We start from the raw sequence: 14400 nt of genomic DNA on the forward strand, positions 1-14400 counted from the left end.
GAAAATTGGCACTTACAGAAAGTAGTAGAAAAACTGTTGAAAAGACACCCCTTGTCGATCAGGTAAGAATTGCGATGCGCGGATGCTGACAAGGATAGGCACAGAAAGTGACTGCTGGTGAGTAGCAACAAATAGACATCACAATTCGGAAAGAAATAGGTTCCCAGTAGAGGGAAAGTTACATAAAGAGACATACGGTTGTATCGTTGCATTATGAGATGATCTATTAACTAATTTATTTTCAGCCCAAATGGTGGAGCCTTATACAAGGTACCAATAGCGATAAGGACTTCCAGTATGACCTCGACAAGAGGCAATTGAACCGCTGTGCGTACTGCCGCGACAATCAGTGGCTTGCTGCGCTGTGATCGTGTGATATTGGAGCAAGTTGCCAGGACGACTACCAACGTCGCAGCCAACGATAATTGCCACCATCAAAGATGATCACACTAATTGTGACTTAATAAGCTACTCCCATTAATTTCAAAATGCCTGCTCTACACTCGTTGGATCTGCCCTTTCTTATGGGGCGTCCAGGTGGTGGGATATTGGTGATTGCTGATTTCAACCATAAGTCATGCTTCTATTTTACTAGTAGTATCTGTCTCCATATTGACACTGGGCCCATCCTGTAAAAAAGCTTGTGCGGTGTAGGAAAGCTCGAGAATAAGTGCCAAGCGTTGTTTCTCTATGAAGGATAGCCGGCTTATCTGCCGGTCTGTCGTATTCTCGGGAAATCTTAAAGTGTTTAATGTATGTCCCATTGGTTGATTAAAGTTTTCGCCTATTGTTTCGTCCCACCAGGTATTTTGCAGTGGTACCAACATAACTTGCTGCCGCCACCTGTGATTTGCCATTTCCTTCTGGCTTTCGTCATCATTAGTTGTACTTTTTTAAGTGGGCCAATGCTCAGTGATTCCAGCTTTAGCTCAGGTATAATCGTGTCTATTTATTTCAATTTCCTTCACCTTAAAAGTCGGTGGAATACTCAAGCTTTGTGGATATGGCTGAAGAGTCGAGTTTTTTCTCCCTGATCAATTTGATTAAAGGTTCTAGTTGGTAGTCAAGCTGATATGATGCGCGTCTGTTAACACAGAAGCTGTACAAAAAACAGTCGTTAGCAGGTGTTAAATTATATTGGGGATAAAACATGTACAAAAAATTAGCGGTGCTTTCTATAGCTACATCTCTTTTTGCGGGTTGCGCGTCGGTTCCTATGGAGAGTGATGAGTTATCTAATAAAGCTAAAGAGTTCAATTCACCTACTGAGGGGAATGCTGGTCTCTACATCTATAGAGCTTCTGGTCCCGGTACTACTCTGAAGAAAGATATCTGGGTTAATGATGAATGTGTTGGTCAATCTGCACCCAACGTCTTTTTCTACCAGGAGGTTATTGGGGATAAAGAACATAAGGTCTCAACCGAGTCGGAGTTCTCCCCGAATGACCTACTGGTTGATGTAAAAGCAGGTGAAAATTACTTTATCGAACAATACATTAAGATGGGTGTGTTCGTTGGTGGTGCAGATTTGAAGCTTGTTGAGTCTGAAGAAGGTAAAGCTGATATTACAAAATTAAAGCTTGCTAAAGCTGGCGAGTGCAGCCAGAAATAAAGTTGGCTCTGAGAGAGGCACACTCAGTAGGTGTGCTTCTCGAAATTTTACCTGGGAGTCCTATTTCCTTAAGAATGCATTAGGCTGGTTCGATACCCGCCGGACTTTTTGGGTAAGCTTTAGAGATTGTATTGAACTTACAATGAGCTTCTCCCCTTCCTTTTTCAGCTTCCCTTTGAACCTCCCGCTCCAGTCCGCCATAATCCGCTCCTTCCGAATCGAATAACGAGAGCTGTATGACCGACACCTCTGTTTATGAGGCCACAGAGCGCCTGCCGTTAAAGGAGTACACCGAAAAGGCGTACCTGGATTACTCCATGTATGTGATCCTAGACCGCGCCCTGCCGAATATCGGTGACGGCCTTAAGCCTGTACAGCGGCGTATCGTTTACGCCATGAGCGAGCTGGGCCTGAAGAATACTGCCAAGTATAAGAAGTCCGCGCGCACCGTTGGTGATGTGATCGGTAAGTACCATCCCCACGGTGATAGTGCCGTGTACGAGGCGATGGTATTGATGGCACAGCCGTTTAGTTATCGCTACCCCCTGATTGATGGCCAGGGCAACTGGGGCTCGCCGGATGATCCCAAGTCCTTTGCCGCGATGCGTTACACCGAGTCGCGCATGGGTAAATATTCGGAAGTGCTGCTGTCGGAGCTGGGTCAGGGCACTGTGGACTGGCAGCCTAACTTTGACGGGACCATGGATGAGCCCTGCGTACTGCCTGCGCGGGTGCCCAATATTCTATTGAACGGTACCACCGGTATTGCCGTGGGTATGGCTACGGATATTCCCCCGCATAACCTGCGCGAAGTGGTCAACGCGACTGTAGAGCTGCTGGAAAATCCCAAGGCCACAGTAGAAGAGCTGTGTGAGCATATTCTCGGCCCGGATATGCCCACTGAGGCAGAAATTATTACGCCGCGGGATGATATCCGTAAGATTTACACCTCCGGTCGCGGTTCTATCAAGATGCGCGCCCTGTGGAGTAAGGAAGACGGCGATATTGTCATTACTGCGCTGCCCCATCAGGTGAGCGGTGCCAAGGTGTTGGAGCAGATTGCCCAGCAGATGCAGGCGAAGAAGCTGCCCATGGTGAGCGACCTGCGTGATGAGTCGGATCACGAAAACCCGACGCGCTTGGTAATTGTGCCGAAATCCAATCGGGTGGATATGGAATCGGTGATGAATCACCTGTTTGCCACTACCGATCTTGAGCGCAACTACCGCGTCAATATGAATATGATCGGTATCGACGGGCGCCCGCAGGTGAAGTCCCTCGATAAAATCCTGCGGGAGTGGCTGACTTTCCGCGCCACTACCACCCGCCGTCGTCTGCAGTTCCGTCTGGATAAAGTTGAGAGGCGCCTGCACCTGTTGGCAGGTTTATTGGTTGCCTTCCTCAATATTGATGAAGTGATCGAAATTATCCGTACCTGTGACGAGCCCAAGCAGGAGCTGATGGATCGCTTTGAGCTCACGGATATCCAAGCGGACTACATTCTCGATACCAAGCTGCGCCAGTTGGCGCGCCTCGAAGAGATGAAGATTCGCGGCGAGCAGGCGGAGCTGGAAAAAGAGCGCGATACCCTCACCAAGACCCTGAATAGCGAGCGTCGCCTCAAGACCCTGATCAAGAAAGAGCTTCTGGCCGCAGCCAAAGAGTTTGGCGACGATCGCCGCTCCCCGATTGTGGCTCGTGAAGAGGCCAAGGCATTTAGTGAATCCGAGCTGCTGTCTTCAGATCCCATCACCGTTATCGTTTCTGAAAAAGGTTGGATTCGCGCGGCCAAGGGCCATGAAATTGATGCGGCAGCACTCAGTTATAAGGCGGGGGACAGTCTCGGTTTTGCCGCGCGGGGCAAGAGTAACCAGCCCGCGCTACTACTCGATAGCACCGGTCGCAGTTATTCCATTGCCTCCCATACTTTGCCCTCGGCACGAGGGCAGGGCGAACCCCTCAGCGGGCGTATCAATCCCCCCTCCGGTGCCACCTTTGAGGGCTTGTTGATGGGCCCTGATGAGCAGCGAGTGTTACTGGCTTCCGATGCGGGCTATGGCTTTATCGCCAAGCTCTCGGATTTGCAGTCGCGCAATAAGGCGGGTAAAGCCATGCTGACCCTGCCCAAGGGAGCCCAGGTGCTTTCCCCTCAATTGCTGGAGAGCCTCGATGATGTTCTGCTGGCAGCGGTGACCACCGAGGGGCGCATGTTGGTGTTCCCGGTGACTGAATTGCCGGAATTGTCCAAAGGCAAGGGCAACAAGATTATTAATATCACTTCAGCCCGCGCTGCGGCCCGCGAAGAGGTGGTCATCGGTGTTGCCGTATTGAAGGGCAGGGACCAACTGGTCGTTCACGCCGGTAAGCGCCATACCAAGATCAAGATCTCGGAGATGGATCACTATCGCGGCGAGCGTGGCCGGCGCGGCAACAAGCTGCCCCGGGGCTTCCAGAAGGTCGATAAGATCGAGGTTCTGGAGAAATAGACCCATCCCGGATGCAGGTCGAAAGGGCGGTCCTAGTGACCGCCTTTTTTAATGGGGTTTTGGGATATTGATAACTCGCACATTGATGAAATAATAAGCAGGCTTATAATGAGCGGCCTTAGACAGGGAGAGCGGATATGTCCAGGGAAGATGCCGTTACTGAAATGAGTTTTGAGCTACACAGTGCAGCACGGCTGCTGCGGCGAAACTTCGACCGCAGAGCCAAGGACCACGGACTGAGTGGATCCCGCTGGCAGGTGCTTTGGCATCTACTGCGTGAGGAGGGCCTCAAGCAGGCAGAGTTGGCCGAGCGCCTGGACCTAGCGCCGATCAGTCTGGCGCGCCAGCTGGATAACCTCCAGAAGGAGGGGCTGGTGGAGCGGAGACCCGATCCCGAGGACCGGCGCTGTTTCCGTATTTATCTGATGGAGCAGGCAATGCCGGCCCTTGAGTTACTGGGCGGCGTAGCCCAGCAGACCCGCAGTGAGGCACTTGCGGGCTTTTCCGCCGCAGAGGTGGATCAATTGCAGTCGCTGCTATTGCGGTTGCGCAAGAATTTGACACGTGAAGAGATTGAATGTGACTGAAAAGCTGTCAATTAAGCTAGACCGCGCCGGGCAACGAGAGTTCGCACTCTCCTTTTTTCTGGTACTGGCCGTCCTGATAGGGGGATGGAACCTGTTGCGCGGCAGCGATATTGTCGAGACAGAGAACGCTTACGTGAAAGCGGATAAGATTTCCCTGGCGCCTGAGGTTAGTGGTGTTGTCACCCAGGTGCTGGTGAGTGCCAACCAGGTAGTGGAGAAAGGGCAATTATTGATTCAGATCGACCGCACGGCCTTCGAACTGGCGGTGACTGAGGCGGAGGCGCGCCTGGCCCAGGTGCGCAACGAATTGCTCGCTCGTCGTTCAGAATATGCTGAAGCAGATGCAGCGTTGCAGCAGGCGCGCAAAGATGCGGACTTTTACCGCCGCCAATTGGAGCGCAATGAAAAACTGAGCAAGGTGGCGTTTTCCGAGGCGGAGCTGGACAGCGCCCGCCAGCAGCTGGAGCGCGCTCGCGCCCAGATCACCATTAATGCTGAGAAGCTCTCCAGCTTGCGCGCTGAATTGGGAGGCGACCCGAGTATTGCCCTGGAAGAGCAGGCAGATTTAAAAGTGGCTCAAGCGCAACTGGATACCGCCCGCTACCAATTATCGCGCACGCGCATTATTGCTCCCGTGGATGGCACTATCGCCAATACCGTACCCAAGGTGGGGGAGATGGCCACCCTGGGCATTAACCTGCTGCAAATGATTGGCTCCACTGGCCTTTGGGTGGAGGCCAACCTGAAAGAGACCGAGCTGGGTCGCGTGCGCACGGGCCAGCAGGCGGAAGTGACCCTGGATGCCTACCCGGATTTTGAGTGGCAGGCTCAGGTGGACAGTATGAGTCCCGCCAGTGGCAGTGAGTTTGCTTCCACACCGCCGCAGAATGCCAGTGGCAAGTGGGAGAAAGTCGTGCAGCGGGTGCCAGTGCGCCTGCGTCTTTATCCCCTCAAGGATTCTCCGCCTCTGCGCGCAGGTATGAGCGCCAAGGTACGAATTGATACCAGTGAAGACGATAAAGTGGTTTCGGCTCGTGCAACGAGCGGTGAAAGCGGCAGGGTGGTGCTTTAACTGGATCTGAGAGAGAGGGTTCTGGGCCCGATAGAACTCGGGCCCGAGAGCTGCACCTAGTTGCTTATTGAACTCGGTGCCAAGTTTGGGTGCGGTAGAGGAAGCCCAGGTAGCCGCGCAGCTTAAGGGTGTTGTCATCCCCGAGCCAGACTTTCAGGTCGTATACCTTGCCTTTTACCGGGTCGAGAATTTCCCCGTCCTCGTATTTTTTCCCTTTCTTTTCCAGCCCGCTGATGACATCCATGCCGACAATGGGCTTACCTTTCAGGTCGCCTGGGCACTTGTCGCAAACGGTGTCGTTAGGCTTCATCAGAAGATCTACTACCTTGCCGTAATACTTCCCATCCTTTTCATAGATGTTGACGATGGACTTTGTCTCTCCAGTCTCGTCATCGATAGTGCGCCAGTTGCCCAGGATATCTGCAGCACTGGCCTGCAGGGCGAACAGCAGGCCAAAAGTGGCCAGAAGCAGGTTTCTAATCATCACTTATTTTCCTATGTAAAGTAGGGTGACCCAGATATTACATCAAGTCACCTGCGAGGGCAGTGGGCTAGTCGTCATCAGGTAAAATCTAACAGTCAAAAAGTAGCATTTGGCCACATATCCCTGCCTTTTCTCTCTATTTGTCCCAATTTCGGGACCTTTGTGAGTTACCCAAAGGCACCTTTAAGAGGAACAGCTCAAGGGGATACGCTTGCCGGATTCTGGCGGTGCACTGGCCCAGACTTCTCGCTCCGGGTGCTCGGCGAAAGGGGATTGCAGTAACTGGCGCAGAGTCCGCAAAGGATGATAGTCGCCATCTTCAGCAGCCTCGATGACCTTCTGTGCCAAATAGTTGCGCAGAATGTATTTCGGGTTAACCGACAGCATGGCTAGATTGCGCTCCCGGGAGTTATTTGTCTCCCGGGTGAGGCGGCGATCGTAGTGCTCCAGCCATTGATCCAGGGCGCTGTGGTGAGAGGGTTTGAGTAACTCGTGTAAAGCGCTGGCCGGACGCTCCCCCCGGTAGTGGGCCAGGGCGCGGAAAAACAGGCTGTAGTCAGCCTGGCCGTGTTGAAGCAACTTCAGCAGTTCCGAGCAGAGGGCCTGGTCGCCATCTTCTTCTTTTTCCAGGCCCAGTTTGGCCCGCATACGTTGCGCATAGGCCTCACTTACCACCGGCTGGAATTGCTCCAGGCATTCGCGCAGAGCGTCTACACCGACAAAGGCCGACAGTGCATGGGCGAGAGCATTTAGGTTCCACAGTACGACACCGGGCTGTTGTTCAAAGGCGTAGCGGCCGGTGTGGTCGGAGTGATTGCAGATAAAAGTGGGGTCGTAGTCGTCCAGGAAGGCGTAGGGACCGTAGTCAAAGGTGTCGCCAATAATCGACATGTTGTCGGTGTTGAGCACGCCGTGGGCAAAGCCTACGGACTGCCAGGCTGCAACCAGCTCTGCACTGCGGCGGGTGGTAAAGCGCAGCAGTGCTTCAGCTTGGTCGCCCACTGCCATACCCTCTGTACCCGGTATAAAGCGTCGACAAGTAACCCCGATCAACTCCTGCAGGGCCTCCAGTTGTTTGGTGTAAAACAGGTATTCAAAGTGACCGAAACGCACATGGCTTTCCGCCACTCGGATCAGCATGGCCCCGGTTTCGATTTTCTCTCGGGTGACTGGTTCGTCGCTTCCAACAATGCACAGTGCCCGGGTGCTGGGAATACCGAGGCCGTAGAGTGCCTCACTGGCAAGGTACTCCCGTATGGTGGAGCGCAATACCGCGCGGCCATCGCCAAAGCGGGAGTAGGGCGTTTTTCCTGCACCCTTTAAATGCAGTTCCCAGCGCCGGCCTTCACTCTCGATTTCACCCAATAGCAGTGCTCGCCCATCCCCCAGGTCCGGGTTGTAGACCCCGAACTGGTGACCGGTGTATTTCATCGCAAATGGGCGGCTTCCTTTAAACAGGCGGGCGCCGCAGCCCAGCTCGGCCCAGGCGGGATCGGATTTCTCGTTGGGGTCTATTCCCAATAGTTGCAGCACTGAAGGGTTGGTGTCGATTACCTTGGGGCGGCGGAAAGGAGTGGGTGCTATGGGGGTGCCAAAGGCTTCCCCCATATCCGCATAGTGGTGTTCGAGAGTGACTTCGCTCAGTTTCATAGCTTTTGATTGTAGGGTGAATATTCGTGTAAAACGCCAGTGTCCAGTGTGGCTCACAGGGGCCCCTGGCTCTTATATCGCCGTTATCTGTAGGGGCCGATTTTGTGAGCGCCAGTGTTGCTCTTCCTGCTCCAACAATTCTGCAATTGCCGGGCTATCCTCCAGCCACTGTTGATCGGCTTCCAGGTGATAGGCGTCTCCCTGGTCATATAGCTTTAAGCCGTCCAGGCTGCGTTCGGTGCGGTCCCGGTGAATAATACATCCGAGGCGCAGGCATAACAGAAGGTCTGGGCTGGGGTGGAAGCCATAGTGCTCCCGTGGCGGTTTGATTCTTCCCCGTTGGTTGTGCACCAGATAGGCCAGGTGCTCCTGTTCACTTTTGGCAAATCCGGCCATATCGGCGTGTTTAACCATATAGGCCCCCAGCTTGCGGAAGCTGCTGTGAGTTAGGGCCAGGCCGGTTTCGTGCAACTGGATAGCCCAGTGCAGCCGCACCTTGCCTTCTGGTGGGTACTGGGGACGCAACTGTTGCAGGAGCTTGAGTGAGGTTGAACTGACACGTTGTGCCTGGTTGGTATCTATCTGCCAACGTTTTACCATGGCGGCAATCGTATCTGCACGTCGATCCCCGCCGTGCAAGCGCCCGGCCAAGTCGTGCACTATGCCTTCACGGATCGCATAGGGGGAGACTGCCATACGCGTAATGTCGAGTTCGCAAAATATTGCATACAGTATCGCCAGACCGGCAGCGAATACCGGGCGACGCTCCGCATCCAGGTAGGGCAAATCGAGATCTGCGATATGTTTGGCGGAGGAAACCCTGTGCGAGAGATGTTCGATATCTTCCCGTCTGATTGCCTTTACTTCACCATCATTACAAATCCTGGCAACCGCTTTGATAGTCCCGGAGCAACCGGTGACTTCCGTGCCCTCGGCAATATGCTGTAACTCCTGCAATTCGGCCCGCGCTGCGCGCTGTGCGCGCTGAAAGTGGTTTACGGTATTGCGGCTGATCAGGCCATCGGCAAAGAAACGTTTACTGTAGGAAACACAACCTATATCCAGGCTTTCCAGTTGCTGTGGAGTATCACCACCGCGAACCAGCTCCGTAGAGCCACCGCCAATATCAATAATGCAGCGCAAGCGAGTGGGGCCATTGGCGGCGGCGAGAACTCCGGTAAAGATCAGGCGGGCCTCCTCGATGCCGCTGATAATTTCTACCGGTACACCGAGTATTGATTCCACTTCTTCCAAAAAACCATCGGCATTGGCCGCAGCCAAGCGCAGTGTATTTGTACCCACAACACGAACATGGTCGAGGGGTAGCTTATCCATCACTGGCTGAAAGCGTTGCAGAGCAGCCAGGGCCCGTTCGGTTACTGCCGGGTCCAATTGGTGGTTAATATCCAGCCCCTCGGCCAGACGCACCATGGCTCTATCTGTGTGCAGACGTACCATACGCTGATCGCGAAATTCCGCCAGGAGCAGATGAAAACTGTTTGAGCCCAAATCTAGGGCTGCGTAGCGTTCGTTTGGAGCTTGCATCGATATCCCGTTGAAAGCGCTAATGGATGTAGTCAGACGCTCTATTATTCATTTTGCCACTTTTCAGTCCAAAAGTCGGTGCAGTCAATTTATAACGCACCAAAAAGGCGCCATTCATAGAAATATGACAAAATTATTCAATATCTTTTATAAATAAAAGATGTTTTTTATTTGTTTGTGCCAATTTATGTGTTGGATTAGTGTGGCAGAAAATTGTGAAGCCATACTAGGTCGTTAAAATGTTATAGGTGCTTGCCCAAAGTTGCATTTCAGTGGCATATTTATTTACTTAATGTTGACCCCTTAGCCCCGTATTTAAGCTGTTTTTGGAATGATCTGGATTTCTAGGCTGTCGTTAGATACTGGGTGCTTTTCATGGTTTTGTAATGTCTAACGATGTGCCTTTATTTCCCAAAGAATTGAGCTGGCTTTCATTTAACGAGCGTGTTTTACAGGAGGTGGAAGATGAAAGTGTGCCTGTTATTGAGCGCGTACATTTTTTGGGAATCTTCTCTAATAACCTGGATGAGTTTTTCCGTGTGCATGTTGCAGCGGTACGTCGTTTAGCAGCCTTTTCCGTTGGCGGAGAAAAGAAGGAATATTACAGTAATCTATTGCAATCGATTAATAATCGAGTGTTGAGGTTACAGTTGCGCTATGCGAAGGCCTATAACAAAGCATTAAAGGATCTGGCAAAGCATGATATCCATGTGGTTAGGGAGACTTCGCTTAGCGATAACCAGCGCCAGTTTGTAGAAAGTTACTTTCACCGGGAAGTGCTGCCGGAGTTGGAGCCATTCTTTATCGATGGGCGCAAGCCCATGCCATTAATTAATGAAACCAGTATCTATTTTGCGATAGCACTTGAATTGGATGATGGTACCGAGCGCTATGTGGCAATGGAGATTCCTACGGATACGCTTCCCCGCTTTGTGGAGATTCCTCCACGGGAGGGAAAGCGGGAGAAGGTCTACATCGTTCTCGATAATATTATCCGAGGATGTCTTAAAGAAATATTTCGCCATGTGGTACCTATCGCTAAAGCCAGCGCCTATACCTTTAAAATCAGTCGCGATGCTGAGCTGGAGCTGAGTGAAGAGGTAACCCAGAATATCCTCGATCGAATGGAGCGCTCACTAAAAAAGAGAAAGCGTGCAGATCCGGTGCGTATGGCATACGACGGTGATATGCCTGAGGCTCTACTGGAGCTGGTGAAGAAGAAACTGAAAATGGGGCGTTATGATACCTATACCCCCGGTGGGCGTTATCACAATTCCAAAGATCTGATGAAATTCCCGGGGGAATCCGCCCGACTACGCTATAAGCGCCTCACACCTCTGCCAGCATTACCGAAAAATGAAAGTGTATTTTCACAGCTGCGCGCAGGGGACCGGCTTTATTATTATCCCTATTATGACTTCCATGCGATTGTCAATTTCCTGGCATCTGCCGCACTAGATCCCCAGGTTAAAGAAATTCGGATTAATCTCTACCGGGTAGCAAAAAACTCCCGTGTAGTTGCAGCTCTGGTTAATGCGGTTCGCAATAACAAAAAGGTGACTGCGGTGGTGGAGTTGCGGGCGCGCTTTGATGAAAAGGCCAATATCCATTGGTCCCATGAGTTGAGCGATGCCGGGGTGAATGTAGTGTACGGCATGCCTAACCTAAAAGTACATTGCAAGTTAATTTCTGTGCTTCGCCGCGAGGATGGCAAAGACCGTTTCTACAGTCATCTTGGAACCGGTAACTTTAATGAGAACACTGCGAAGGTCTATTGCGATTTCAGCTTATTGACCAATAATCAGGAGCTGGGTAGGGACGTTTACAATGTATTTGAGTTTATGCAGGCACCGAGTAAGCGCCCTTCTTTTAAACGTATTATCACTTCACCATTTTTCTATCGGGATGCGATTACTGCGGCGATAGATCGTGAAATTGATGCCGCCCAGGCAGGGAAGGAAGCGGCGCTATTTTTCAAGTGTAATAACCTTGTGGATAGTCAGATTATTGAGCAGCTGTATCGTGCCAGTGCCGCAGGTGTAAAAATTCGTATTATCGTTCGTGGGATGTGTGCATTGGTTTGTGAAACTCCGGGCGTATCAGATAATATTCGTATTATCAGTTTGGTAGATAAGTACCTGGAGCATGCCCGGATCTATATTTTTCACAATGGTGGTGATGAGATGATGTGGTTGTCTTCGGCGGACCTGATGAAACGAAACCTGGATCAGCGAGTTGAAGTCACTTTCCCGCTTATGAATCCGGAGCACCAGGCTACAGTTCGCAAAATTATGGAATTGCAGTGGGGTGATAATCAGAAGGCGCGGCTGATTGATGCCAAGCAAACAAATTCCAAGTTAGCTAATGAGGGACGAAAAGGTTGTCGATCTCAGGATGCCATCTATCGCTTTTTAAAGCAGCGCGAGGCGGAGTAGTATAGATCGCCAGTAATGGGCTGTAGACCTTCCCTAGATTAAAAGGTGACCCTTCAGTTTGTCTGTGGGGTCACAAATACCATTTGTACTGCTAACATCATTATTCTACCCAGTGTAGGCTTCACTCTTGACAGAGTGCATCTTTCCTTTATTTATGGACCCCGCTGCCAAGATAGAAACTCTAATGTTGGTTTTAGAACCGATATCACAAGGAGTGAATCCAAAAATACGCTGTCACCTTGTTCTATTATTTTATAGTTAGCCAGATTTTAAGCTCTGTACCAGTAGGGCGGATTTGGGGAGGCTGGTATTTGGATTTTGGTGATCAATAGTAGAAGCGTTGGTGAAGTGCTCTATTTATGCTGAATGATATTCCTCTATTTCCCAGCGAATTAAGCTGGCTATCTTTTAATGAGCGAGTACTACAGGAAGCCGAGGATGAAAAAGTCCCGGCTATCGAACGGGTACACTTTCTCGGAATTTTCTCCCAGAATATGGATGAGTTTTTCCGCATTAAGGTGGCTGGTGTACGGAGGTTGGCGAGTATTGATTCTGGTGTGGGGCAGAGGGAGCACTTTTCCCAGCTATTGAAAACTATTAACGATCGTATTTTGACACTTGAAAAGCGCTATGCCGAAGCTTATGTCAAAGTGTTATCGGGATTGAAAAAACATAGTATTTATCTTGTTCGAGAAGATAGCTTAAATAGCCATCAGTTGGGATTTGTAAAAAACTATTTCCATAGCCTGGTTTTACCGGAGTTAGAGCCTTTTTTTATCGATGGCAGGTCAGCAATGCCATTGCTGAGTGACAATAATATCTATTTCGCTATCACTTTGAATTTAAAAGGGGAGCCAAGCAGATATGCAGTTATGGAAATCCCCACTGCTATTCTTCCCCGCTTCCTGGAAATTCCATCGCGCCAAGGCAGGAAAGAGAAAGTTTACATCGTTCTGGATAATATTATTCGAGTGTGCCTGGAAGAAGTCTTCCGCAATGTCCTGCCTATTCTTTCTGCCAAGGCCTATATGTTCAAGATAAGTCGGGATGCAGATATTGAACTGGGGGAGTACGTCAACCGGGATATTCTCGAACGTGTTGAACGGTCGCTCAAGCAGCGTAAGCGTGCAGAGCCGGTACGTCTTGCTTACGACATGGAAATGCCTAATACACTGTTGGAGCTGATTAAGAAAAAGCTGAAGATGGGGTCCAGGGATAGTTATACCCCTGGTGGGCGTTATCACAACTCCAAAGATCTTATGGGCTTTGCCCCGGACTCCAAAAGTTGTCGGTATAGAAGGCCGGCACCGCTCTTGGCTTTATCCACCAGTAAAAATATTTTTGACCAATTGCAAGACGATGATGGATTGTTCTGTTATCCGTACCATGATTTTTGGGCAATAACAAATTTCCTTGCTTCGGCCTCTATTGACCCGCAGGTAAAAGAGATACGTATTACCTTGTATCGAATGGCGAAAAAATCAAGGGTAATTGCGGCGTTAATTAATGCGGCAAGAAATAATAAAAAAGTAATTGCGGTTGTTGAATTGCGGGCGAGTTTTGATGAAAAAGCCAATATTTATTGGTCCCGTAAATTAATAGAAGCAGGAGTATTGGTTGTTTACGGCGTTCCTGAAATGGAGGTTCATGCGAAGTTAATTTCTGTAGTTCGACGTGAGCAGGGAAAGAATCGTTTTTATACCCAGTTGGGAACAGGGAATTTTAACGAAAGTACTGCCCGTGTCTACTGTGATTTCAGTGTATTGACTAATGATCAGGGAGTTGGGCGCGACATCTATAACTTGTTTGAATTTATGCGATTCCCCAATACAAAACAGGTTTTCAAGCATATAATCGTTTCTCCTTTCTCATTGAGAAGTTCCTTTGAGCAGGCCATAAACCGGGAAATAGAGGCTGCCCTTGCTGGGCGTAAAGCTGGCATATTTTTTAAGTGCAACAGCCTGATAGACAGCAAACTGATTGCCCACCTTTATCGGGCGAGCGCTGTGGGAGTAGATATTCGATTACTCGTTCGCGGTGAGTGCTCTTTGGTATGCGACACCCCTGGATTATCCGACAATATTAAGGTGATCAGTTTGGTGGATAAGTTTCTGGAGCACGCAAGGATTTATGTGTTTCATAATGGTGGCGATGAACTGATGTGGATGTCCTCTGCGAACCTGAAAAACCGCTGTCTGGATCAACGGATCGAAGTCACTTATCCGGTAACCAATTCTCGACACCTCCGAACCATTAAGAAGATCATGGAACTACAGTGGCATGATAATCAGAAGGCCCGCTTAATTGATGCCGGTCAAACCAATACCAGGTTGGCTAATGAAGGGAGTAGGGGCTGTCGGGCCCAGGACGCTATTTACCGCTACTTGAAGAAGCATTCCCAGAGGTACTAAAAAGGACAGAAGAAAAGCAGTGTGGGGCTCAAGAGTGTATGGAGCATAGAAGCTTTACAGGCTTAAGTGAGTGTATCCACGTTATGTTTCAAATACGGTCTACTCACACTAGTGGCAA

Annotated in this window: 9 protein-coding genes and 1 pseudogene; 6 read left to right on the forward strand and 4 right to left on the reverse strand. The window is 50.3% G+C overall.

Annotated features, from left to right (window positions below; genetic code table 11):
* Positions 1 to 230 precede the first annotated feature (230 nt).
* Positions 231 to 422 (reverse strand): annotated as a pseudogene (locus ACJJIW_RS09085) (ABC transporter permease); the annotation flags it as partial.
* 728 nt (positions 423 to 1150) lie between these two features.
* Between ACJJIW_RS09085 and ACJJIW_RS09090 the strand changes: the two are divergent.
* From ACJJIW_RS09090 to ACJJIW_RS09105, 4 genes are all read left to right on the forward strand, one after another.
* Positions 1151 to 1612 (forward strand): DUF2846 domain-containing protein, encoded by a 462-nt coding sequence (locus tag ACJJIW_RS09090; protein ID WP_282931133.1) that lies wholly within the window; start codon positions 1151 to 1153, stop codon positions 1610 to 1612.
* 236 nt (positions 1613 to 1848) lie between these two features.
* Entirely contained in the window at positions 1849 to 4098 is a 2250-nt protein-coding gene (parC, locus tag ACJJIW_RS09095) for a DNA topoisomerase IV subunit A (RefSeq protein ID WP_444937152.1), read from the forward strand.
* Positions 4099 to 4235: 137 nt separating this feature from the next.
* On the forward strand, positions 4236 to 4685 hold the full coding sequence (locus tag ACJJIW_RS09100; RefSeq protein ID WP_444937153.1) for a MarR family winged helix-turn-helix transcriptional regulator: 450 nt from the start codon (positions 4236 to 4238) through the stop codon (positions 4683 to 4685).
* Positions 4678 to 5757 (forward strand): HlyD family secretion protein, encoded by a 1080-nt coding sequence (locus tag ACJJIW_RS09105; protein WP_282931136.1) that lies wholly within the window; start codon positions 4678 to 4680, stop codon positions 5755 to 5757. The genes ACJJIW_RS09100 and ACJJIW_RS09105 overlap by 8 nt, the downstream gene beginning before the upstream one ends.
* Before the next feature lie 64 nt (positions 5758 to 5821).
* On the opposite strand, the gene ACJJIW_RS09110 is transcribed toward ACJJIW_RS09105, so the two are convergent.
* The 3 genes from ACJJIW_RS09110 to ACJJIW_RS09120 all read right to left on the reverse strand — a co-directional run bounded on the left by ACJJIW_RS09110 (position 5822) and on the right by ACJJIW_RS09120 (position 9436).
* Positions 5822 to 6241: a DUF2147 domain-containing protein gene (locus ACJJIW_RS09110; RefSeq protein WP_444937154.1), complete on the reverse strand. Its 420-nt coding sequence runs from the start codon at positions 6239 to 6241 to the stop codon at positions 5822 to 5824.
* A gap of 183 nt (positions 6242 to 6424) precedes the next feature.
* Positions 6425 to 7948, reverse strand: coding sequence for a protein adenylyltransferase SelO (locus tag ACJJIW_RS09115; RefSeq protein ID WP_444937155.1), 1524 nt, complete (start codon positions 7946 to 7948; stop codon positions 6425 to 6427).
* A gap of 15 nt (positions 7949 to 7963) precedes the next feature.
* The gene (locus ACJJIW_RS09120) at positions 7964 to 9436 is read right to left on the reverse strand and encodes a Ppx/GppA phosphatase family protein (protein WP_444937156.1); all 1473 of its coding nucleotides are present in this window, start codon (positions 9434 to 9436) and stop codon (positions 7964 to 7966) included.
* A 386-nt stretch (positions 9437 to 9822) separates the two neighbouring features.
* Between ACJJIW_RS09120 and ppk1 (ACJJIW_RS09125) the strand changes: the two genes are divergently transcribed.
* On the forward strand, positions 9823 to 11871 hold the full coding sequence (gene ppk1, locus ACJJIW_RS09125) for a polyphosphate kinase 1 (protein WP_444937157.1): 2049 nt from the start codon (positions 9823 to 9825) through the stop codon (positions 11869 to 11871).
* A gap of 359 nt (positions 11872 to 12230) precedes the next feature.
* Positions 12231 to 14282, forward strand: coding sequence for a polyphosphate kinase 1 (gene ppk1, locus ACJJIW_RS09130; RefSeq protein WP_444937158.1), 2052 nt, complete (start codon positions 12231 to 12233; stop codon positions 14280 to 14282).
* Positions 14283 to 14400: the final 118 nt, after the last annotated feature.

This window comes from Microbulbifer maximicatervae (SeqCode), assembly GCF_052467815.1.

Coding starts and splice junctions, on each gene's coding strand:
- ACJJIW_RS09090 (WP_282931133.1), top strand. CDS start 1,151: ATGTACAAAAAATTAGCGGTGCTTTCTATAGCTACATCTCTTTTTGCG.
- ppk1 (WP_444937157.1), top strand. CDS start 9,823: ATGTCTAACGATGTGCCTTTATTTCCCAAAGAATTGAGCTGGCTTTCA.
- ACJJIW_RS09120 (WP_444937156.1), bottom strand. CDS start 9,436: ATGCAAGCTCCAAACGAACGCTACGCAGCCCTAGATTTGGGCTCAAAC.
- ppk1 (WP_444937158.1), top strand. CDS start 12,231: ATGCTGAATGATATTCCTCTATTTCCCAGCGAATTAAGCTGGCTATCT.
- ACJJIW_RS09110 (WP_444937154.1), bottom strand. CDS start 6,241: ATGATTAGAAACCTGCTTCTGGCCACTTTTGGCCTGCTGTTCGCCCTG.
- ACJJIW_RS09100 (WP_444937153.1), top strand. CDS start 4,236: ATGTCCAGGGAAGATGCCGTTACTGAAATGAGTTTTGAGCTACACAGT.
- parC (WP_444937152.1), top strand. CDS start 1,849: ATGACCGACACCTCTGTTTATGAGGCCACAGAGCGCCTGCCGTTAAAG.